At 65.9% G+C, this 20,343-nt stretch carries 20 protein-coding genes and 1 tRNA gene; 4 read left to right on the forward strand and 17 right to left on the reverse strand.

Going from position 1 to position 20,343, the window contains the following annotated elements:
• Window positions 1-59 precede the first annotated feature (59 nt).
• The 5 genes from Q0743_RS00355 to Q0743_RS00375 form a co-directional block, all read right to left on the reverse strand.
• The gene (locus tag Q0743_RS00355) at window positions 60-1,439 is read right to left on the reverse strand and encodes an MATE family efflux transporter (protein ID WP_298239615.1); all 1,380 of its coding nucleotides are present in this window, start codon (window positions 1,437-1,439) and stop codon (window positions 60-62) included.
• A gap of 1 nt (window position 1,440) precedes the next feature.
• Window positions 1,441-2,175: an MBL fold metallo-hydrolase gene (locus Q0743_RS00360; protein ID WP_298239616.1), complete on the reverse strand. Its 735-nt coding sequence runs from the start codon at window positions 2,173-2,175 to the stop codon at window positions 1,441-1,443.
• Between the two features lie 31 nt (window positions 2,176-2,206).
• Entirely contained in the window at window positions 2,207-2,509 is a 303-nt protein-coding gene (locus Q0743_RS00365; protein ID WP_298239617.1) for a DUF6460 domain-containing protein, read from the reverse strand.
• A gap of 288 nt (window positions 2,510-2,797) precedes the next feature.
• A complete protein-coding gene (locus Q0743_RS00370) occupies window positions 2,798-4,459 on the reverse strand; it encodes an ATP-dependent DNA ligase (protein ID WP_298239618.1) in 1,662 nt (553 codons plus the stop codon).
• On the reverse strand, window positions 4,456-5,493 hold the full coding sequence (locus Q0743_RS00375; RefSeq protein WP_298239647.1) for a ligase-associated DNA damage response exonuclease: 1,038 nt from the start codon (window positions 5,491-5,493) through the stop codon (window positions 4,456-4,458). Before Q0743_RS00375 ends, Q0743_RS00370 begins: the two co-directional genes overlap by 4 nt.
• 172 nt (window positions 5,494-5,665) lie before the next feature.
• Between Q0743_RS00375 and Q0743_RS00380 the strand changes: the two genes are divergently transcribed.
• Window positions 5,666-6,592, forward strand: a complete 927-nt coding sequence (locus Q0743_RS00380; protein WP_298239619.1) for a methyltransferase domain-containing protein — start codon at window positions 5,666-5,668, stop codon at window positions 6,590-6,592.
• Between the two features lie 114 nt (window positions 6,593-6,706).
• Window positions 6,707-7,936: an ABC transporter substrate-binding protein gene (locus Q0743_RS00385; RefSeq protein WP_298239620.1), complete on the forward strand. Its 1,230-nt coding sequence runs from the start codon at window positions 6,707-6,709 to the stop codon at window positions 7,934-7,936.
• A 78-nt stretch (window positions 7,937-8,014) separates the two neighbouring features.
• Here the strand turns inward: Q0743_RS00385 and Q0743_RS00390 are convergent, their stop codons facing one another.
• The 8 genes from Q0743_RS00390 to Q0743_RS00425 all read right to left on the reverse strand — a co-directional run bounded on the left by Q0743_RS00390 (window position 8,015) and on the right by Q0743_RS00425 (window position 16,709).
• Window positions 8,015-8,857, reverse strand: a complete 843-nt coding sequence (locus tag Q0743_RS00390; RefSeq protein ID WP_298239621.1) for an amidohydrolase — start codon at window positions 8,855-8,857, stop codon at window positions 8,015-8,017.
• Window positions 8,858-8,860: 3 nt separating this feature from the next.
• On the reverse strand, window positions 8,861-9,838 hold the full coding sequence (locus Q0743_RS00395; protein WP_298239622.1) for an aldo/keto reductase: 978 nt from the start codon (window positions 9,836-9,838) through the stop codon (window positions 8,861-8,863).
• Between the two features lie 102 nt (window positions 9,839-9,940).
• Window positions 9,941-10,873, reverse strand: a complete 933-nt coding sequence (locus Q0743_RS00400) for a sugar-binding protein (protein ID WP_298239623.1) — start codon at window positions 10,871-10,873, stop codon at window positions 9,941-9,943.
• 94 nt (window positions 10,874-10,967) lie between these two features.
• Window positions 10,968-12,038 carry an ABC transporter permease gene (locus Q0743_RS00405; RefSeq protein ID WP_298239624.1) on the reverse strand — a complete coding sequence of 357 codons (1,071 nt, stop codon included), beginning with the start codon at window positions 12,036-12,038 and terminating at the stop codon, window positions 10,968-10,970.
• Complete coding sequence (locus Q0743_RS00410; protein WP_298239625.1) at window positions 12,038-12,796, reverse strand: ATP-binding cassette domain-containing protein; 759 nt, start codon at window positions 12,794-12,796, stop codon at window positions 12,038-12,040. Before Q0743_RS00410 ends, Q0743_RS00405 begins: the two co-directional genes overlap by 1 nt.
• Before the next feature lie 12 nt (window positions 12,797-12,808).
• On the reverse strand, window positions 12,809-14,131 hold the full coding sequence (gene xylA / locus Q0743_RS00415; RefSeq protein ID WP_298239626.1) for a xylose isomerase: 1,323 nt from the start codon (window positions 14,129-14,131) through the stop codon (window positions 12,809-12,811).
• Window positions 14,132-15,586: a xylulokinase gene (gene xylB / locus Q0743_RS00420; protein ID WP_298239627.1), complete on the reverse strand. Its 1,455-nt coding sequence runs from the start codon at window positions 15,584-15,586 to the stop codon at window positions 14,132-14,134.
• A gap of 82 nt (window positions 15,587-15,668) precedes the next feature.
• On the reverse strand, window positions 15,669-16,709 hold the full coding sequence (locus Q0743_RS00425) for a LacI family DNA-binding transcriptional regulator (protein ID WP_298239628.1): 1,041 nt from the start codon (window positions 16,707-16,709) through the stop codon (window positions 15,669-15,671).
• Window positions 16,710-16,932: 223 nt separating this feature from the next.
• Between Q0743_RS00425 and Q0743_RS00430 the strand changes: the two genes are divergently transcribed.
• Entirely contained in the window at window positions 16,933-17,589 is a 657-nt protein-coding gene (locus Q0743_RS00430; RefSeq protein WP_298239629.1) for an iron-containing redox enzyme family protein, read from the forward strand.
• 38 nt (window positions 17,590-17,627) lie between these two features.
• On the opposite strand, the gene Q0743_RS00435 is transcribed toward Q0743_RS00430, so the two are convergent.
• Genes Q0743_RS00435 through Q0743_RS00445 form a run of 3 tightly spaced genes read right to left on the reverse strand, consistent with a single transcriptional unit; the run spans window position 17,628 to window position 19,185 of the window.
• Entirely contained in the window at window positions 17,628-18,089 is a 462-nt protein-coding gene (locus Q0743_RS00435) for a GNAT family N-acetyltransferase (RefSeq protein ID WP_298239630.1), read from the reverse strand.
• A 2-nt stretch (window positions 18,090-18,091) separates the two neighbouring features.
• Window positions 18,092-18,604 (reverse strand): GNAT family N-acetyltransferase, encoded by a 513-nt coding sequence (locus Q0743_RS00440; RefSeq protein ID WP_298239631.1) that lies wholly within the window; start codon window positions 18,602-18,604, stop codon window positions 18,092-18,094.
• Window positions 18,604-19,185 (reverse strand): XRE family transcriptional regulator, encoded by a 582-nt coding sequence (locus Q0743_RS00445; RefSeq protein WP_298239632.1) that lies wholly within the window; start codon window positions 19,183-19,185, stop codon window positions 18,604-18,606. Before Q0743_RS00445 ends, Q0743_RS00440 begins: the two co-directional genes overlap by 1 nt.
• A 276-nt stretch (window positions 19,186-19,461) precedes the next feature.
• On the opposite strand from Q0743_RS00445, the gene Q0743_RS00450 reads away from it, so the two are divergent.
• A complete protein-coding gene (locus tag Q0743_RS00450; RefSeq protein ID WP_298239633.1) occupies window positions 19,462-20,172 on the forward strand; it encodes a pYEATS domain-containing protein in 711 nt (236 codons plus the stop codon).
• A gap of 78 nt (window positions 20,173-20,250) precedes the next feature.
• Here the strand turns inward: Q0743_RS00450 and Q0743_RS00455 are convergent.
• Window positions 20,251-20,324: transfer RNA gene (locus Q0743_RS00455), tRNA-Gly, on the reverse strand.
• Window positions 20,325-20,343: the final 19 nt, after the last annotated feature.

Consider the following 20,343-nt stretch of genomic DNA (forward strand, 5'->3'; position numbering starts at 1 on the left):
GAGGCCGGAATTTGCGAGAGCAAATTCCGGGTGAGGGGGACTCTCCACGAGTCCAACTCTCACCGTCCTTGCTGAGGCTCCCCCTCATCCCGACCTTCTCCCCGCAAGCGGGGAGAAGGAGAAGAGAACGTTGCCCTGAACTGCGCCGGATAGCGCGCGGCCTGCAAGCCGCCGCGCGAGAGGTAGGAGGCCATCAGCGCCCACCACAGCCCGGCATTGCCGAACGATTGCAGTGCCCACCAGGTGGCGAGGAAGATGGCGAGCGAGGCCAGCATGAGGTTGCGCATCTCGCGCGCCCAGGTCGCGCCGATATAGATGCCGTCGAAGCCGAAGGCGAACACGCCGGGAATGGGCGCCAGCACGACGAAGGGCAGGAATTCGCGCGCGGCACGGCGAACGTCCTCACTCGTCGTCATGAAATCGATCAGCGCCGGCCCGAACAGCGCGAACAGCACGGCGACGACGATCGCAAAGCCGAGTCCCCAGAGCAGCACCAGCCGGGTCGACGCGGCAAAGCCTTTGGGGTCGCGTGCGCCGAGCGTGCGGCCGCAGAGCTGCTGCGCGGCATTGGCGAGGCCGTCGAGGAAGAAGGCGCTGATCAGCAGGAAATTGTTGAGCACGGAGTTGGCGGCCAGCGTGACGTCGCCGGCCTGCGCACCTTTGGCGGTGAAGAACAGGAACACGGCGATCAGCGCCGCGGTACGGATCATGATGTCGGAATTCACCGCCAGCAGCCGCAACAGCTTGTCGCGATCGAGCAGGTTCGCGTGCGGCACGGCGAAGCCGCCGGCGGCATAGTGCCGGCAGACGATCACGCCGAGGGCAAGTCCGACCGCCTCCGACAGCAGCGCGGCGATCGCGGCACCGGCGATGCCGGTATCGTAGACCAGCACCAGCAGGATCGTCGCCGCCATGTTGACGAGGTTGATGACGACCTGAAGCAGCAGGGCCGAATTGGCGCGGGCAAGGCCAATCAGCCAACCCAGGATGACGTAATTGGCGAGCGCGAAGGGCGACGACCAGATCCTGATCTTGAAATAGGTCTTTGCTGCCCGCGTCACGCCCTCGCTGCCGCCCATGAGATCGAACAGGAGCGCTGCCAGCGGCAGCTGCAGCACGATCAGAGCGGCGCCGATCAGGCCGGCCACGATGAAACCGCGCGCCAGGATCGCGGCCGGCTCGCGCGTATCGCCGGCGCCCAGCGCCTGCGCGGTGAAGGCGAGCGTGCTCATGCGCAGGAAGCCGAACAACCAGAACAGGCAGTCGAAGATGACTGAGGCCATCGCGACGCCGCCGAGCAGCGCCGCATCGTCCAGCCGGCCGATCGCCGTGGTCGAGACCACGCCGATCAGGGGCGTGGTCAGGTTCGCGACCATTGCGGGACCGGCGATGGCGAACACCTGACGGGAGCCGATCTTGAGCGGAGCAGGCGCGTGCATGTCAGAATACGAGGACCATGCCGTCTTCGGCGGCGAGATGCGCAATATCATCCAGCCGCGACAGCATGTCGTCACTCATATGGGTGAGGACGAGGCGTTTTGCGCCGATGTCGGGCAGATGCTGTTCCAAGGTCTTCAGGCTGAGATGGTTCTTGACCACCTTCTCGTACATATAGGCCTCGGCAATGAAAAGGTCCGCGCCATGCGCCAGCGGAATGAGCGTCTCCGTCCATTCGGTGTCGGCGCTGTAGGCGAGCGTGCGGCCCTCGGCCTCGACGCGGTAGGCGAGGAAGGGCCCCCCGGATTCGCCGTGGACGACCGGATAGGGCGTCACCGTCACGGCACCGAAGGCGCGGCTTTGCCCGGGCGCGAGCTCGACGACGTCGAGCTCGAAGCGCTGCTTGGTCTTCGAGGAATGCTCGAACAAGACCTCCATCACCTCACGCAGCCGGCTCTCGATCCCTTGCGGGCCCGCGATCGTCAGCGGCCTGGTCCGCCGCGAGAATTGCGCGTCGAGCAGGAGGAACGGCAGGCCGGCAAAATGGTCGCCGTGGAAATGCGTGATGAGAATGAGATCGATATCGTTGCGGTCGATCTCGAGCCGCTTCAGCGCCGGCAAAGCCGACGCGCCGCAATCGATCAGGAAGTTGGCCTCGCGCCCCGAGACGTGGAAGCAGGTGTTGAGCCTGCCGCCGGAGCCGAAGGCGTCGCCGCAGCCGACAAAGCGCAATTGCATCGGCTGCGGCTCCTTCCGTTTGAAGCCGGACCTAGCGGCGCGGCGTGCCGAACACGCGCGACAGCAGCCAGATCGGGATCACGATGACCGCGCCGAGCAGGAAGTAGCGCCACAGCCAGTTGATGGTGTCGAAGCCGAGATCCCACAGGCGCTGGAACAGCAGGCGGATGCTATAGAGGATGTTCCAGGGATCGAATCCGATCGCGGCCAGCACGACGCCGACCAGGATCGAGAGCAGGACCAGCCGAAACGCCACCGCCAGCGGCGAGCCGCCGAGAAAGCGGTTCAGGCCATCGCTGCGGCCGGCCGGCAAATCTCTGACGTCTTGGACCATCTCAAACTCCTCAGGGCGATTTCGACCCCATTATAGGGCACGGCGAGGCACATGGGGAACCCGCAAGCGAGCGTCAATCGGGTTACGGGAGTTTAATTCGGGCGGGCGCTAGCGGGTCGATTGTGCTCGCTGGCGGCCGCAGGCTCCCTAACCTCTCCCGCTTGCGGGAGAGGTCGCGCCGAAGGCGCGGGTGAGGGCTCTCGCCTCTTGGGGACTTCCACTGCGGAGACAGCCCTCTCCCGCAAGCCGGGAGAGGGAGCGCGCCGCCGTTGTCGCGGCATCAACGCCTCACATCTCGATCTCCGCCGCCTCCGCCTTCAGCATCCGCTCCAGCGTCTCCAGCCTGTCCGCCTCCCGCGGCGGCTTGTCCCAGCGCAGGCGGCTGATGCGGGGGAAGCGCATGGCGACGCCGGATTTGTGCCGCGGCGAGCGCTGCAAGCCCTCGAACGCGACCTCCAGCACCAGCCCCTGCTCCGGCTCGTGCACGACATGGCGCACGGGGCCGAACTTTTCCGTGGTGTTGCGGCGGACGAAGCGGTCGATCTGTAACAGCTCCTCGTCGGTGAAGCCGAAATAGGCCTTGCCGACCGGCACCAGCTCGTCACCGCCCTCCCCTGAGGTCCAGACGCCGAAGGTGTAATCGGAATAATAGGACGAGCGCTTGCCGTGTCCGCGCTGCGCGTACATCAGCACGGCGTCGATGATGTGCGGATCGCGCTTCCACTTCCACCACTGCCCCTTCGGCCGCCCCGGCATGTAAGGCGCATCGCGCCGCTTCAGCATGACGCCTTCGACGGCGTCGGCGTCCTCGCCCGCGCCGGCGCTCGCAGGATCGGCGCGCGCGGCGGTCAGCGCCTCCCAGCTCGCGAATGAAACGGTGGGTGACAGATCGATGCGGGAATCGTCGAGCTTGCCGATGAAGGTCTCCAGCCGCTCGCGCCGCTCGGCGAACGGCAGCTCGCGCAGATCGTTCTCGTCGTCGCCGAGCAGGTCATAGGCGCGAAGATGGATCGGAAACTCCTTGATCAGCTTGGGCGAGACGACCTTGCGGTTGAGCCGCTGCTGCAGGACGTTGAAGCTCTGCACGCGGCCTTCGCGCAGGATCAAGAGCTCGCCGTCGATCGCGCCCGGCAAACGGAGCGACGGCACGAGATCCGGAAAGCTTCCCGTGATGTCCTCGCCGGTGCGCGAATAGAGCCGCGCGGTGATGTGGCCGCGCTCGTCGCGTCCGGCGACGGCCTGCACGCGGATGCCGTCCCACTTCCATTCGGCGATGTAGTCGGCGGGATCGAGCGCGGCGAAATCCGCATCCTCGATCGCATGCGCCAGCATCACCGGGCGGAACGGCGCGGGATCGCGATTGACCGGCTTGTCGCCGCGGCCTTCGAGCCAGGCGAACAGGTCGAGATAGGGCGGCGAGAGCCCGGGCCAGATCAGTTCGACCTCGTGCGGGTCCTTGTCGCCGAGCGCGGCCGCTGCAGTTTTCGCAAGGCGCGCGGAGATGCCGATGCGCAGCGCCCCGGTGACGAGCTTCAGCAGCGCCCAGCGGCCGGTCTCGTCGAGCTCGTCCAGCCAGCGCTCGAGCTGTTTCGGCAATTCGGTCTTGCCGAGCGTGCGCAGCGTGGTGACGACCTCGGTGAGGGTCGGGGGCGGCGGGTTGTTGTGAGCGGCGAGCTCTGCCTTCGGCCACATCAGCGCCACCGTCTCGGAGAGATCGCCGACGTAATCGTAGCTAAGCCCGAACAGCACTTCATCCGTACGCGATGCGATGAGATCGCGGATCAGCGCCGGCTTGGCGTGCTTGAAGCTGAGCGCACCGGTGAGCGCGGCGAGCGCATAGCCGCGATCGGGATCGCCGACCTCGCGGAAATAGCCGGTGAGCAAACGCAGCTTGTTGTTGCGGCCGGGCTCGTAAGCGAGACGGTCGAGCAGTTCGGCGAAGCGATTCATGCCTCGACCTCGCTCGCGGCCGGCGTTTCGCTCTCCTCCTCGTCGCCATAGCCGACGAGATCGAGCGGCTGCGCTTTCAGGCCCTTGCTTCGGCACCAATGCACCAGCGCATCTTCCTGGCCGTGGGTGACCCAGATTTCGCCGGCACCGGTCGCGCCGATCGTGGCGGTAAGGCCGTCCCAGTCGGCGTGGTCGGAAATCACCAGCGGCAATTCGACGCCGCGCTGCCGCGCCCGGGCGCGCACGCGCATCCAGCCCGAAGCGAAGGCCGTGACCGGATCGGGAAAGCGGCGCGTCCACAGGTCCGACGTCGCCGAGGGCGGTGCCAGCGTGATGGTGCCGGCGAGCGCCGCCTTCTTGACGCCCTTCACCGGCCTGAGCTCGCCGAGGTCGATGCCGCGGCTCTGGTAGTATGCGGTGATCGCGTCCATTGCGCCATGCAGATAGATCGGCGCGTCATAGCCGGCCTGCCGCAGCAGCTTGATCACGCGCTGCGCCTTGCCGAGCGAATAGGCGCCGACGAGATGCGCGCGCTCGGGAAACAGCGCGACCGACGCCAGCAGCTTCTCCACCTCGTCGCTCGCATCGCCATGCCGGAATACCGGCAGGCCGAACGTCGCTTCGGTGATGAAGACGTCGCAGGGCACCAGCTCGAACGGCGTGCAGGTCGGGTCGGGCGCATCCTTGTAGTCGCCGGAGGCGACGATGCAGGTGCCCTTGCAGGTGACCGCGATCTGTGCCGAGCCGAGCACGTGGCCGGCGGGATGAAACTTCACGTTGGTCTCGCCCAGCCGGATCTCCTCGCCATAGCGGATGGCCTGCGTCGAGCCGGCGAAATTCTCGCCGTAGCGCAGCCGCATCATGTCCAGCGTTTCCTGCGTCGCCAGCACCGCGCCGTGGCCGGGGCGGGCGTGGTCGGAATGGCCGTGGGTGATCACGGCCCGCTCCACGGGGCGGACAGGGTCGATATGGAAGCCGCCGGGCTTGCAGCACAGGCCGGCAGCAGCTGGCAACAGGATGTCTTGCGGGCGCATGTGAGACATATAGGAAGGAGCCACTCCAGATTAAGTCGTCATGCGCGGGCTTGACCCGCGCATCCATCCTTTTAAAGAGTCCATTTTTTGATGGATTGCCGGGCCTACGCCGCGCCGGAGGGGCTTCGGCCCCGCAGGCGGGTCAAGCCCGGCAATGACGCGATGGTTCCCAATGCCGCTCCGCCTGTTCCAGACCTCCGGCGATCTCATGGCCGACCGCCGTTTCGAGTTCGCGCGCGACCTCCAGCTCAAGGGCGACCTGCCCGCCGCCGCCGACCTCATCGAGCAGGCGATCGAGCTCGCGCCCAATTTCACCTCGGCCTGGTTCACGCTCGGCGAGATCCGCCAGCAGCTCGGCGAGCGCGAGAAGGCGATCGCGGCGTTTCGGGAGGCGCGGAGGTCGGACCCTGAAGATCAGCACGGCGCCGGCCTGCACCTGATGCGGCTCGGCGACACCGCGATGGCGGAGATGCCCAAGGCCTACGTGCAGGCGCTGTTCGACCAATACGCGCCACGCTTCGAGCACGCGCTGGTCAACGATCTCGAGTATCGCGCGCCGAGCCTTATCTTCAAGGCGGTGGTGGCCGCGCGCGTCGCCGCCAGGAAGCCGGCCTTCTTCAAGCGCACCATCGACCTCGGCTGCGGCACCGGGCTCGCGGCCGCTGCCTTCGCCAAGCAGGTCGATCATTTCATCGGCATCGACCTGTCGCCCGGCATGATCAAGGAGGCGCGCGCCACCAACCTCTATGCCGAGCTCGAAGTCGCCGACATGATCGAGGGCCTGCGCACCAAGGCTGATGCCAGCGCAAACCTCGTCGTCGCCGCGGATGCTTTCGTCTATCTCTCCGATCTCGCACCGGTTCTGAACGAAGCAAGACGCGTGCTCGTCTCGGGCGGCGTGCTCGCCTTCACGCTGGAGACGCATGACGGCGATGGCATCGTGCTCGGCGAAGGCCTGCGCTATGCCCATTCGGCGGAATATGTCCGCGGCGCCATCGCCAAGGCGGGCCTGAAGCTACTGACGCTCGAGCCGGCTTCACCGCGCATCGAGAACAACGAGCCGGTGCGCGGCCTCGTCGTGGTCGCCGAGAAAACTTGAGTCTAGGCGCTGACGCACTGAGATTTAAGCGTCATTGCGTCGCAAAGCGGTGACTTCCCACTTGCGAGCCGTGCTCCCCTGCCAGCACAATGCGCGCATTAGGGAGAAACAAAAATGACCAAGAATCCATCGCGGCGCGATTTCAGCGCCGCCGCGCTCGCCACCATCGCTGCATCCACCCTGCCCGCGCCCTACGTCTGGGCCGCGGAGAAAAAATACGATGCCGGCGCCAGCGACACCGAGATCAAGATCGGGCAGACCGTGCCGCATTCCGGTCCCGGCTCGCTCTATGGCGTGCTCGGGCGCATCGGTGAAGCCTATTTCCAGATGCTGAACGAGAAGGGCGGCATCAACGGACGCAAGATCAAGTTCCTCACCATGGACGACGCCTATAGCGCGCCGAAATGCGTCGAGGCGACGCGGCGCCTGGTCGAGCAGGAGGAAGTGCTCGCGCTCTACGGCTCGCTCGGCACCGCGCCGCAGACCTCCGTGCACAAATACCTGAACTCCAAGGGCGTGCCGCAGTTGCTGCTCAACACCGGCGCGTCGAAGTGGAATAACCCGAAAGAGTTCAAATGGACGATGGCGGGCCTGCCGCTCTATCCGACCGAGGCGCGCATCCTGGCGCGGCACGTCGTCAGTGTGAAGCCGAACGCCAAGATCGGCATCCTCTACCAGAACGACGATTTCGGCCGCGACTTCCTGGGGCCCTTCAAGAAGGTGCTGGCCGATGCCGGCGGCACCGCATCCGTCATCATGGAGCAGACCTACGACCTCACCGATCCCACGGTCGATTCCCAGCTGATCAATCTCTCGAAGTCCGGCGCCGACGTCTTCTACAACATCACCACCGGCAAGGCGACGTCGCAGTCGATCCGCAAAGTCGCCGAGCTCGGCTGGAAACCGCTGCAGCTTCTTTCCGCCGGCTCGACCGGCCGCTCGATCCTCAATGCCGCCGGCCTCGAGAACGCCACCGGCATCGTCGCCATCCGCTACAACAAGGAGGTCGGCCTGCCCAAATGGGAAAAGGACCCCGACGTGATGGCGTTCGAGGAATTGCGCAAGAAATACATGCCGACCATCGACCCCGACAACACCATCGCCTTTGCCGGCTACGGCCAGGCCGTGACCATGGGCGAGATCCTGCGGCGCTGCGGCGACGACCTCACCCGCGCCAACGTGCTGAAGCAGGCGTCCAATCTCAAGGGCTTCCACTCGCCCTATTTCCTCGACGGCGTAACCTACAGCTACACGCCCGACGACTACACGCCGATGAAGACGCTGTTCATCTCCACCTTCAGCGGCAAGGACTGGGAGATCTCCGACAAACCGATGTCGGAATAGTCAGGCAGCGCGAGGCGGCGCGGCCGCCTCTTCCCTTCTCCCCTTGTGGGAGAGGGGAAAAGCGCGCATCCACCGCAATTAGCTCAACCGATACGCAGCCTTGGCGTTCACGCCAAACGCCTTGTCCCGCACTTGCGGGCCAAGCCTCGCCAGACACGCCTCCAGCGCGGTCTTGATCTCGCCGTAGCTCCCTGCGAGCAGGCACACCGGCCAGTCCGAGCCGAAGATCAGCCTGTCCTCACCGAAACAGCTTGCGGCGTGGGCGACGAACGGAAACAGCCGTTCCGCATCCCAGTCGTTCCAGATCGCTTCGGTCGCTAGCCCCGAGATCTTGCACCAGACATTGCCGCAGGCCCCGAGCGCCCGGATTCGGTCGGACCATTCGGTGCTGCCGCCGTCGGCGATCGGCGGCTTGGCCGCGTGGTCGAGCACGAAGCGCGCCCGCGGAAAGGCCTGCGCGGTCGCGATCGCGGCAGTCAGCTCGCGGGTGCGGACGAGGAAATCGTAGGCGAGGTCGCGCGCGAACAAGGCGGTGAGGCCGCGCTGAACGTCCTCACGCAGCAGCCAATCGGAATCGGTCTCGTCATGCACCTGATGGCGGATGCCAACCAGCTTGTCCCCGCCCGGCACGCCGCGCAGCCGGTCCAGCGTGTCGCCGAGCGCGCCGTCGGTGAGATCAGCCCAGCCGACGACGCCGATCACCGACGGCGTCGCCTGCGCAATCGCCAGGAATTCCTCGGTCTCCGCGAGGGACGAGCGGCATTGCACCACGATGCTGGCGTCGATGCCATGAGCTTTCAGCAGTGGCGCGAGATCGGCCGGACCGAAGGCGCGCCGGATCGGCGCGAGCTCCTCCGCCGCCATCCAGGGATAGTCGGCGCGCGCGGGATCCCAGAAATGCTGGTGGGCGTCGATGACCATGGCTTACGCTCCCGTCGGCAGCGGCGCCCGGGGATCGACGAAGTTTCGCGCGCGCAGCTCCTGCCAGAACGCCGCCGGCACCGCCCTCTCCGACATCGCGATGTTGTCGGCAACCTCGCCCGCGTTGCGCGCGCCCATCACGGCCACGGTGACGGCGGGATGCGCCATGCAGAACTGAAGTGCCGCGGCCTTCAGCTCGGTGCCGTGCTTGCGGCAGAGCGCATCAAGCTCCAGCGCCCGCGCCACCAGCGAGGCATCGGCGTCCTGGTAATTGAACTTCGCGCCGGTGCGCGGATTGGCCAGGATTCCGCTGTTGTAGATGCCGCCGAGCAGGATGCCGATATTCTTCGCCGTGCAGAGCGGAAACAGCGCATCCAGCGCGCCCTGGTCGAGCAGCGTGTAGCGGCCGGCGAGCAGGAAGCAATCGACCGGCACGGCCTCGGCAAAGCGGACAAGCATCTCCGACTGGTTCATGCCGGCGCCGATCGCCTTGACCGTGCCATCGGCGCGCAGGCGCTGCAGCGCGCGGAAGGCACCTGCGACGGCTTCGTCATGGTGATCATCAGGGTCGTGCACGAGCAGCACGTCGACACGGTCGAGCCCGAGACGGGCAAGACTTTCTTCCGCCGATCGCATCACGCCGTCATAACTGAAATCGAACACCGGCCGCTCGCGCGCCGTGCCCTTGTAGTGCTCGTCCTCGCCGACGCCGCCATCGGTTGCGCGCAGCAGGCGGCCGACCTTGGTCGAGATGGCATAGGAGTCGCGTGGCTGCTGCCGTAGGAAGGCCCCGACCCGCCGCTCGGCGAGGCCAAAGCCGTAGAGCGGTGCGGTATCGAAGAATCGCACTCCCGCCGACCAGGCGCGCGCCATCGTCGCTTCCGCATCGGCGTCGCTGACCGGACTGAACAATCCGCCGAGCGGGGCGGAACCGAGCCCGATTGAGGTGACGTCGAGCGAGCCGAGCCGCGAGCGCTTCATTCCCATTGCCTTGTCTTCATTCCAATAGCTGAGATCATCTCCCCCGCTTGCGAAAACCGCAAGCGGGGGAGGCATGCAGGAGCGCGGGGCTGGCGGGCACTCCTACTTCAACATCTGCGCGACGTTGTCCTTGGTGACGAGGTCGAGGCCGGTGTAGACGATCTCCGGAACCTTCTCGCCCTTCTTGATGGCGAGCAGCGTGTCCATCGCCTTCTCACCCATCTCGAACGGACGCTGGCCGACCAGCGCATTGGCATAGCCGTCGCGCAAGAGCTCGAGCTGCATCTTCAGCGTATCGGCGACGACGAGCGTGAACTTGCCGGAATCGATGTCCTTCTTGTTCCGGCTGGCGAAGGCCTTGAAGCCTTCGGGCGCGAACATCGGCCAGCCGCCGATCGGAACGATCGCAGCCAGATCGGGCGTCGCGGTGCGCATGTCCGTCATCTGCTGGACCGCCAGCGCCGGATCGTCGTTGCAGAAGCTTGGCGAGCCCGCGACCTCGGTCCATTTCGAGCCCTTCAGCGCCTCGCGCACGCCGTCGACGCGCTCGGCGAGGTTCTTGGCGCCGGGACCGCCCGAGACCATGGTGTACTTGCCGCCATCGGGGCGCATCTTCAGCAATTGCTTGCCGAGCGCGACGCCGAATTCCTTGTTGTTGGTGCCGATATAGGCGATGCGCTTGGAGCCGGGCGCATCGGCGTCGAAAGTGATGACCGGGATGCCGGCCGCGGTCGCCGCCTCGATCGACTTGGTCATCGCTGCGACGTCGGCGACCGAGATGGCGAGGCCGTCGACCTTCTGGGTGACGAAGTCCTGGATGATCTGGGCCTGCGTCGCCGGCTCGTGCTCGACCGGGCCCTTGTAGATGCACTCGATGTTGCCGAGCTCCTTGGCCCGCTTCAGGCAGCCGTCGCGTGCGAAGTCGAAGAACGGATTGTTCATCGCCTTGGGCACGATCACGAAGCGGTAGTTCGCGGCGAATGCCGGAGTTGCCATCATTGCGACGGCGATGCCGGCCAGAAGAAATTTCCTCATTGTCTCCTCCACCCTTGTTTGGTGCCCATCCTCTTGGAAGTGCCCGGGAAGCGGACGGGCGGCCTTTTCGTTGTCTTCCCGGGATGACGACAATTCAGCTCATCCGCGAACGGATGCGATCGACCAGCACGGCCAGGATGATGATCACGCCCACCAGCGTCTGCTGCCAGTAGGAGGAGACCTGCGCGAGCACGAGACCGTTGCGGATCACCTCCAGCAGCACGCAGCCGACGATGGCACCGAGCGGACCACCGATGCCGCCGGCGAGATTTGCGCCGCCGATCACGGCCGCCGCGATCACGTTGAGCTCATAGGACGTCGCCATGTTGGCCGGCGCCGAGCCGAGCCATCCGGAGATGATGATGCCCTGCAGGCCTGCTGCGAGCGCGCAGATCACGTAGACCTCGATCTTCACCCGCACGACCGGGATGCCGGTCAGCTCGGCCGCCTTCTCGTTGCCGCCGAGCGCGAAGACGTGGCGGCCGAACGCGCTGTGATGCAGCACCACGGCCATCGCCAGTGCGAGGATCACGAGGTAGATGAACGGCACGGGCACGCCGAGCACGTCACCCGAGGTGAGCGCGTAAAAATAGTCGGCATCAGGTCCGCCCGGAAAGCTGCCGCGGCCGTTGGAGACGACATAGCCGAGCCCGCGCACGATCGAGAGCATGCCGAGCGTGGTGACGAAGGGCGACAGGCCGAGCACTGCGATGCAGAAGCCGTTGACGAGACCCGCGATCAGCGCGACGCCGAGGCCGGCGAGGACCGAGATCAGCAGGATCAGGCCCGGCACATTGGCAAGCACGGTCTTGCCGTCGGCCGCCATATGCACCAGCGGCGAGCCCGGCGCCGACAGCTCGGTCATCACCATCGAGGTGATCATCGCGGAGAAGCACATCATCGATCCCACCGACAGGTCGATGCCGCCGGTGATGATGACGAAGGTGACGCCGAGCGTCGCGATGGCGATGAACGAGAAGTTCTTCGCCACGTTCTGCATGTTGCCTTCGGTGAAGAAATACGGGCTGGCGAAATGCATGATCACCAGCAGCACGGCGAGCGCGAGCAGGACGTAGCCGGTCTGCGAGGCAAAGATGCCGCGCTGCCACCATTTGATCTTGCCGACATTGGTGAAGCTGATCGGGCTTTCCATGGGCATGGCCATCACGCCGCCTCCTTCGCGCCGGTGATGAGGGCGGTGATTTCCTCGGGGCTCGTCTCGTGGATCGGCTTGTCGGCGCGCTTCTCGCCGCGACGCATGACGATGACACGGTCGCACACCGCGAACACGTCGGGCATGCGGTGCGAGATCAGCATCACGGCAACGCCCTGCTCCTTCAGCCGGTGGATCAGGCCGAGCACTTGCTCGACCTGGCGCACCGAGATCGCAGCGGTCGGCTCGTCCATCATCACCAGCCGCGCATTGGAGAGCCGCGTCCGCGCGATCGCGACAGCCTGGCGCTGACCGCCCGACATCTGCTTGACGAGATCGTCGGGCCGCGTCTCGGAGCGCAGCTCGCCGAACAATTCCAGCGCGCGCGCCGCCATCGCCTTGTGGTCGAGCAGAGCGATGGGGCCGAACTTGCGCTTCAGCTCGCGGCCGAGGAACACGTTGGCCGCGGCCGTCAGATTGTCCGATAGCGCGAGGTCCTGATAGACGACCTCGATGCCGACGCCGCGGGCATCGACGGGCCGGTTGAAATGGACCGCATTGCCGGCGAAGCGGATCTCGCCGTGGCTGGGGCGGAAATTGCCGGCAATGATCTTGACCAGCGTCGACTTGCCCGCGCCGTTGTCGCCCATCAGGCCGACCACCTCGCCCGGCTGGACTTGCAGATCGACGTCGTGCAGCGCGCGGATGGCGCCGAACTCCTTGCCGATGCCTTGGAGTTCGAGGACCGGGGTCGCGTCAACATGTGCCATCAGCGGACTTCCTCAGACATGACGGTTGACCAGGGATTCCAGATATTCCTGCCGGCCCGAGCGCGGCTGCGGGTCGAAGCCGGGTTGAAGTGCGCGGTCGGCGAGATCGGCGAGCGAACGCTGGCCGCCGAGAATGGCGCGGCCCTCGGAGCCGGACCATCCGTCGTAACGCTTCGCAAGCGGCGATGTGAGGACGCCGGCATCAAGCATGTCGGCGGCGGCGAGGAACGCGCGGGCGCAGGCATCCATCGAGCCGACATGGGCGTGAATGAGATCATCGGGATCGATCGACTGCCGCCGGATTTTTGCGTCGAAGTTGAGCCCACCCGAGGTGAAGCCACCGCGGTTGAGGATCTCGTGGAACACCAGCGCCAGCTCCGGCACGTTCATCGCGAACTGGTCGGTGTCCCAGCCGAGCAGATCGTCGCCGCGATTGATATCGAGCGAGCCGAACACGCCGAGCGCCTCGGCGAGCGCGACCTCGTGATGGAAGGAATGGCCGGCGAGGATGGCGTGGTTCTGCTCGATGTTGAGCTTGACGTCCTTCAGGAGGTCGTAGCGTTCCAGGAAGCCGTAGCAGGTCGCGACATCGAAATCATATTGGTGCTTGGTCGGCTCCTTCGGCTTCGGCTCGATCAGGATCGGCCCCTTGAAACCGACCCTGTGCTTGTGCTCGACGACGAGCGAGACGAAGCGGCCGAGTTGGTCGAGCTCGCGCTTGAGATCGGTGTTGAGCAGCGTCTCATAGCCCTCGCGGCCGCCCCACAGCACGTAGTTCTGGCCGCCGAGCCGGTGTGTCACCTCCAGCGCGGCGCGGACCTGGCCGGCGGCATAGGTGAAGATCTCGGGGTCCGGATTGGTCGCGGCGCCCGCCATGTAGCGGCGATGCGTGAATAGGTTGGCGGTGCCCCAGAGCAGGCGGACCTTGCTCGATGCCATCTTCGTTTCGAACAGATCGGCGATCGCGTTGAGGTTGGCGACGGACTCGGCGAGCGACGAGCCTTCCGGCGCCGCATCGACGTCGTGGAAGGTGAAGTAGGGCACATCCAGCAGGCGGAACAGCTCGAAGGCGACATCGGCCTTGGCGCGCGCCTGGGCCATCGCGTCGGTGCCGTGATGCCAGGGCCGCAAGAACGTCTCGCCGCCGAAGGGATCGCCGCCCGGCCAGCACAGCGAATGCCAGTAGCAGACCGCAAAGCGTAAGTGGTCCTCCAGCCGGCGGCCGTGAACCATGCGGTCCTTGTCGTACCAGCGGAAGGCGAGCGTAGAGGCGGCGTCCTCGCCGGCAAAGGCGACAGGTGCGCTGGCATCGAAGAATCTGGCTGACGCGTTCACTTAGATCGTCTCCTTCAATGCGGGATAAAGCGCACGCCAGCGCCGATAGGCCTCGTCATAGGCGGCGGCCACGGATGCGCGGGGCGTGAAGCTCGCAAGCCGCCGCGGGCGGGTGCAGACGGCGGCCGGCGCTTCGCCGGTTGCAGCGAGCCGGCCGAGCCTGGAGGCGCCGAGCGCCGCGCCGACCTCGCCCTCCTCGACGCGGTGGACCGGAATGCCGAGCACGTCGGCGCAGATCTGCGCCCAGAGCGGCGAGCGCGAGCCGCCGCCGACGAGATCCACTTCGGTGATGGGCCCGCTCGCCGCGCTCAACGCCGCCAGATTGTCGCGCGCGGCAAAGGCGACGCCTTCGAGCACGGCCTGCACAATCTGGCTGCGCCCGGTCGCACCGCGCAAGCCAATGAGGGCGCCGCTCGCGGCGGCATCATTGTGCGGCGTCCGCTCGCCATCGAGATAAGGCAGGAACTTGATCGGGCTCGGCCCGTCGACGCGCTCGCCGAGCGGCGCCAGGAGCGCCGCGGCCGGCGTCTCCATCACATCGGCGAGCCAGGCGAGCGAGGCTGCGGCAGACAGCATCACACCCATCTGATGCCAGAGGCCGGGTAGCGCGTGGCAGAACGCATGCACGGCGGTTTCAGGCGCCGGCGCGAAGCGATCGGTGACGCGGAACACCACACCCGATGTGCCGAGCGACAGGAACGCATCCCCGGGCGCGATGGCGCCGAGGCCGATCGCGCTTGCGGCATTGTCGCCGGCACCGCCCGCGACGACGACGTTCTTCGCCATGCCCCAGCGCTGCGCGTAGTCCGGCGCGAGCACCGCGCTGACCTCGCTGCCCTCGACGAGGCGCGGCATGTGGTGGAGATCGAGGCCGGTGGCATGCAGCAGCAGGGCCGACCAACGCCGCTCGCCGACATCCAGCCAGAGCGTGCCGGCGGCATCGGACATGTCCTCGACCATCTCGCCGGTCAGGCGATAGCGGACATAGGCCTTGGGCAGCAGCACCTTTGCAACGCGCGCGAAAACGTCGTGTTCGTGCCGCGCCACCCAGAGCAGCTTCGGCGCGGTGAAACCAGGCATCGCCAGATTGCCGGCGATCGCGTGCAGCGAGGGACAGCGCCGCTCCAGCATGGCGCATTCGGCTTGCGAGCGGCCATCGTTCCACAGGATCGCGGGGCGCAGCGGCTTGCCATCCTCGTCCAGCAGGGTCGCGCCATGCATCTGGCCTGAGAGGCCGATGCCGCGAACCTGCGCCACCTCGCGCGGATGGCGGCGTGCGAGATCGTCGACCGCACTGGTCGCCGCATCGACCCAGGACTCAGGGTCCTGCTCGGACCACAACGGCGCCGGATGCGACAGGGCGAGCTCGCGCGTTGCCGTCGCGAGGATCGCGCCGGCTTCGCTCACGAGCACCGCCTTGACGCCGGACGTGCCGATGTCCAGTCCGAGATACAAATCGTCCTCCTCTTTGCCCTTTGCGATGCGTGATCTCGATCGTCGCGCTCTCCGCCATGGCCCGTTCGATATCCACCTGCCGCTAGGGCAGATTGTCCCGCATCACGATGTCGATCCTGATCTTCTCCTGCTCGCGCAAGATCGGCTCGCCGCGGGCGAGCGCGAGCAGCACGCGCACGGCGGCGCGCGCCTCGTGTCCGGGGTTCTGCGAGATCGCGGCATCCATCACGCCCTGCAACAGCAGCCGGCGCGTCAGCACGGTAACGTCGTGACCGACGAACACCACCTCAATGCGGCCGGCATCGCTCAACGCCTTGGCGACGCCCTGGGTGCCGGCGCCGACGTTATACAGGCCGACAATGTCGGCATGCCTGCCGAGCAGCCGCGCCAGCACCTGTTCCGAACGGCCGTCCTCATCGCGCCCCTCCAGCACCGGCAGCACGCCGAGATCAGGGAATTCCGAGGCCATCACCTGGTTGAAGCCGAAGATGCGCTCGGCATGGTCGCGCAGGCCCTGCGAGCCCGCGACGATCGCGACCTTGCCGGACTTCTGGCCGACCAGCCGCCCGACCAGCGCGCCGGCGGTGCGCCCTGCCGCGATGTTGTCGATGCCGACATAATGGTGGCGGCGCGACGAGGGCACGTCCGACACCAGGGTCACCACCTTGGTGCCGGCATCGACGAGATCGTTGATGGCGGCGCGGACGCTCGGATGATCCAGCGCCACCACGGCGACGCCGTCGTAATCGCCCGACAGCGCCTCGAGCGAGGCCGCAAGCACGGGCGCATCGAACACGTCGGTTGTAACAGTCTCGACGCTGAGGCGGCGCGCCGCGAGCCAGGCCTCCATCTCGCCGAGATAGGCCTCGATCTGCTGCATGAACGGGTTCGGCCCCGACGGCATCACGAAGGCAAAGCGGCGGGCGCGGCCGCGGGCGAGTTCGGCGGCGGCGACATGGGGCTGGAACGAATTGCGCTCGATCGCCGCCTGGACGCGCCGCACCGTCTCGGGCCGCACGCCCGGCCGGTTGTGCAGGACGCGGTCCACCGTCGCGAGGCTGACGCCCGCCTCGCGGGCGATGTCCTTCAGCGTCAGGGCAGTCGCGGTCAGGGTCTCGGCCATGGCTGAAGGCTAGCAGAGGTGTTTTGAGGTGCGCAACTCATTTTGAGGGGAACTCGGGGTTTTCGAGTCCCGCCGGCCAGTGTGTGCGCCGTCTCACGCGCGAGCCCGGCGCGCGGCGGGTCTCGGTCGAACGCAGGACGCGCGGGGTCACGCTCCTCCGTATCCTTCCAGTTTATTGACCGCCCGGCGCAGCTCTGCGTCAGGCCAGACGAAAGCGAATAGGATGCAATGGCTATTTGACATTTCCGAGCAATACCGGTCGCAGCTGCGCGAGGGCCCGTTCTTCAGGCAGGTCGTCGACGCGTCCCTGCCTGGGGATCTGGAATGGGTTCACCAGCTCATCCACCAGTCGCGCGAATTCACACAGGCACTTTGTCTGCGGTCCTCGTTGTGCCAGGACAAGCGTTATCAGCCCATCTTTGCCGAGCACGCCATGGAGGAGGCTGACCATCCCGATCAACTCATCGCCTGGATGACCGAGCACGGATTTCTCCGCAACGCCGAACCCGGCGAGGTCCCGCCGACGATGGAAACGCTGAACGCGATCTCATATTGCTGGCGCAGCGCGATGCGCGATCCGCACGACGTGCAGGTGGTGGCGCTGAACCTGCTCAGCGAAGGGGTCGCACTCGACTTCTATTCCACGGTGATCCCCGTGCTGGACCGGCTCAGCATCCTGAGCGGGCGCTACTGGAAGATCCACACCGACGTCGACGCTCACCACCTGACCATGGGCCTCGATATTTGCGGTGACGTCACGAAGGACTCGGACAAGGGCAGGCTCTATCAACGCGTGCTGTGGCAGTCCGCGACGCTGTATCACCGGATGCTCAGCTCCTGGGTCGGCGAGCAGGTTCAGCCGCTGCCGCAATTGGCCTGAGCATCGGTCCGATCGGAACTGCCGGGCGGCGGCGCCGCTCAGCGGTTCAGATCGAGGGTCAGGAACAGGCTGTTGGGATCCTCGGCATAGCCCTCGAACGGGCCGCAGAGGACGAAGCCGTGCGCCTGGTAGAGCGCATGCGCCGGCTTGAAATAGTCCCATGAACCGGTCTCGAGACTGAGCCGCTTCAGGCTGCGCGTGCGGGCTTCGGCGATGATGTGACGCAGCATTTCACCGCCAAAACCGCGCCGCCGCGTGGTCTGCAGCGTGTGCATCGACTTCACCTCGCCATGGATGGCCGAGAGTGTCTTCAGCGCGCCGGTTGCAACCAGTGTCTCGCCGTCCCAGCCGGTCCAGAACGCGACGTCGCTCGCGCGAAGGCCCGCCAGATCGAGCGCATGCGCGCTGCCCGGCGCGGTCTGTGCCCGCGCCGCCGTGACGTGATGATCGAGCAGCGCGATGACGCGGGGATCGAAGGTATCGCCGATACGGATTTGCATGGTCAAGGCCTCACGTCGCTGGCAAGCTGCTTCTGCATGAAGACGAGGTCGAGCCAGCGGCCGAACTTGCAGCCGACCTCCGGCATGCGCGCGACCTCGACGAAGCCGAGCGAGGCGTGCAGTGCGATCGAAGCAGCATTGGTGCCGTCGATGCCGGCGATCATGGCGTGCTTGTTCATCGTGGTGGCACGCTCGATCAGCGCCGCGACGAGCCTGCGTCCGATGCCGGCCCTGTGGTTCCGCTCGTCGACATAGACCGAGTTCTCCACGGTGTGGCGATAACCGGGAAAGGGACGGAAATCGCCGAACGAGGCAAAGCCGACGACGTCCCTGCCCTTCATCGCAACCAGCACGGGATAGCCGGCCTGCTGCCGCGCGAGAATCCATTGACGCCGCGAATCAAGATCGGCCGGACCGTCGGTCCAGACCGCCGTGGTGTTGAGCGCGGCGTAGTTGTAGATGGTGAGGATATCGGCCGCATCCTCCAGCGTGGCATCCCGCACGATCAGCGACATCACATTTTCCCGTATGAAGCACCGCGCCGCGTGATGATGACGTAGCGCGCGTCCTGCTTGGTTTCGTTCTCGAAGATCACGGCGCGCATCACGTCGAAATCCAGACAGTCGCCCTCACGCAAGCGGACCGCCTTGGCGTCGATATACACGGCGATCGCGCCCTCCAGCATCAAAAGCTGCTGGGTGAAGGCGTTGCGGCCCCAGGGGCTGTAGGGCACCCGCGCGCCGGCCGGCAAATCGACCACGATGATCTCGATGCCGCTCGCCGCATCCGTCGGCGAGGCGTGCCGGCGGCGATAGCCGCTGTCGGGATCGCGCCAATGCGGCTGGTCGGCGAGCCGCACCAGCCGCTCCGGCGGCTTTTCCGCAAGCGCGACCACGTCGCTCAGCGTGACATCGAGCGCCGCGCAGAGCTTGTTGAGCAACGCGGCGGTGGCACTGCTTTGCGCCCTTTCCACCCGCCCGATCATGGCCCGGCTGACGCCGGAGCGGGCAGCGAGTTCGTTCAACGTCATCCCCGCCTGCGTCCTCACCGTCTTCAAGCGACGACCGATCGCGCGGTCGAGTTTTGGCTGGTCCATGGGTTTCATCCGAACATTGCCCGAAACGAGGACCATATTCCGGGAGCTTGGAGAAGCTTAAGCCGGGGGAGCGGTGTGTGCCGGGAGCGCACGACCAATATATTAGAAATTTGGGGTCGCAGGCGATCACCGACATCGCGAGCCGGACGAAACAATCCTTGCGTGCATGCACCGGCGCCAGTTGCATTTAACGGGCCACCGCGTACAGTTTCCATATTGCAAGCTGTTTTAAGGGCCTCCAGATTCAGGCCCGACATTTATTCAATGGGTGTCTCCATGCGCAATTTCAACTCGGAAGCGGTCGTCGGCGCAGGGCTTTGGATCATCGCAACCGTCTGCCTCCTGCTTGGAATGCTCAGCATGTTCGGCGTCATCAAGATCTCCGCCGACGACGGCACTAAGTTTCTGCTGGGTCTCGCCGTCGTTATCGGAGTCGTGCTGATCTTTCGCGACCGCTTGACCAAGATCGTTCTTCCCGGAGGAATCACCGCAGAGCTCTCGGCGGTCAAGAAGAGTGTTCAGGACGTTGCCGCCGCCGCGGAGGAGTTGAAATCCAGACAGACCGAAATTGCTGCGCCGCAGATGGCCGTGCCGGCTCCAATCGCGACAACGAGAACGGCATTCCCGGAAGCTTCGATTGTGGATCCGGAGGACAGGAACAAGGGCCAGTTCGGAGGGGAAGCCGAGAAGGATGGATTGCGCCTATCGGCCACAGTGCAGCCTTCGGATGTCAGGCCGGGATGGTTCAGGATTGATCTCGCCGTGACGGGCGTTGCGCGCAAACTCGTGGAGCCCGTCGAGTTTCATCTCCACGAAACATTTGCCCCATCGGTGCAGCCGATCAGTCCAGTCAATAATCAAGCCCGGCTTACCGTGCTCGCGTGGGGCGCATTCACGGTCGGAGCTGTTGCCAACCACGGCAACACATTGCTCGAGCTCGACCTCTCGGCAGACGTGACCTTCCCGAAGGCCTTCCGAGATGCGTGATGGCGCCGTGGCGTCGAGATGGCGCTTGGTGGCGTCGAGATGGCGCTTGCAGCTGCCCACAATGCAAGAAAGCGGCCTTGGAGCGGGCGAAGGGAATCGAACCCTCGTATGCAGCTTGGGAAGCTGCCGTTCTACCATTGAACTACGCCCGCGGAAGCGCTGCTCACGCCC

It is taken from the genome of uncultured Bradyrhizobium sp., from assembly GCF_936943645.1.
Taxonomy (GTDB): Bacteria; Pseudomonadota; Alphaproteobacteria; order Rhizobiales; family Xanthobacteraceae; genus Bradyrhizobium.

Excerpts from the sequence above, each read along its gene's own strand:
- Q0743_RS00355 (WP_298239615.1), bottom strand. The coding sequence starts at position 1,439 with ATGCACGCGCCTGCTCCGCTCAAGATCGGCTCCCGTCAGGTGTTCGCC.
- Q0743_RS00360 (WP_298239616.1), bottom strand. The coding sequence starts at position 2,175 with ATGCAATTGCGCTTTGTCGGCTGCGGCGACGCCTTCGGCTCCGGCGGC.
- Q0743_RS00365 (WP_298239617.1), bottom strand. The coding sequence starts at position 2,509 with ATGGTCCAAGACGTCAGAGATTTGCCGGCCGGCCGCAGCGATGGCCTG.
- Q0743_RS00370 (WP_298239618.1), bottom strand. The coding sequence starts at position 4,459 with ATGAATCGCTTCGCCGAACTGCTCGACCGTCTCGCTTACGAGCCCGGC.
- Q0743_RS00375 (WP_298239647.1), bottom strand. The coding sequence starts at position 5,493 with ATGCGCCCGCAAGACATCCTGTTGCCAGCTGCTGCCGGCCTGTGCTGC.
- Q0743_RS00380 (WP_298239619.1), top strand. The coding sequence starts at position 5,666 with ATGCCGCTCCGCCTGTTCCAGACCTCCGGCGATCTCATGGCCGACCGC.
- Q0743_RS00385 (WP_298239620.1), top strand. The coding sequence starts at position 6,707 with ATGACCAAGAATCCATCGCGGCGCGATTTCAGCGCCGCCGCGCTCGCC.
- Q0743_RS00390 (WP_298239621.1), bottom strand. The coding sequence starts at position 8,857 with ATGGTCATCGACGCCCACCAGCATTTCTGGGATCCCGCGCGCGCCGAC.
- Q0743_RS00395 (WP_298239622.1), bottom strand. The coding sequence starts at position 9,838 with ATGAAGCGCTCGCGGCTCGGCTCGCTCGACGTCACCTCAATCGGGCTC.
- Q0743_RS00400 (WP_298239623.1), bottom strand. The coding sequence starts at position 10,873 with ATGAGGAAATTTCTTCTGGCCGGCATCGCCGTCGCAATGATGGCAACT.
- Q0743_RS00405 (WP_298239624.1), bottom strand. The coding sequence starts at position 12,038 with ATGGCCATGCCCATGGAAAGCCCGATCAGCTTCACCAATGTCGGCAAG.
- Q0743_RS00410 (WP_298239625.1), bottom strand. The coding sequence starts at position 12,796 with ATGGCACATGTTGACGCGACCCCGGTCCTCGAACTCCAAGGCATCGGC.
- Q0743_RS00425 (WP_298239628.1), bottom strand. The coding sequence starts at position 16,709 with ATGGCCGAGACCCTGACCGCGACTGCCCTGACGCTGAAGGACATCGCC.
- Q0743_RS00430 (WP_298239629.1), top strand. The coding sequence starts at position 16,933 with ATGCAATGGCTATTTGACATTTCCGAGCAATACCGGTCGCAGCTGCGC.
- Q0743_RS00435 (WP_298239630.1), bottom strand. The coding sequence starts at position 18,089 with ATGCAAATCCGTATCGGCGATACCTTCGATCCCCGCGTCATCGCGCTG.
- Q0743_RS00440 (WP_298239631.1), bottom strand. The coding sequence starts at position 18,604 with ATGTCGCTGATCGTGCGGGATGCCACGCTGGAGGATGCGGCCGATATC.
- Q0743_RS00445 (WP_298239632.1), bottom strand. The coding sequence starts at position 19,185 with ATGGACCAGCCAAAACTCGACCGCGCGATCGGTCGTCGCTTGAAGACG.
- Q0743_RS00450 (WP_298239633.1), top strand. The coding sequence starts at position 19,462 with ATGCGCAATTTCAACTCGGAAGCGGTCGTCGGCGCAGGGCTTTGGATC.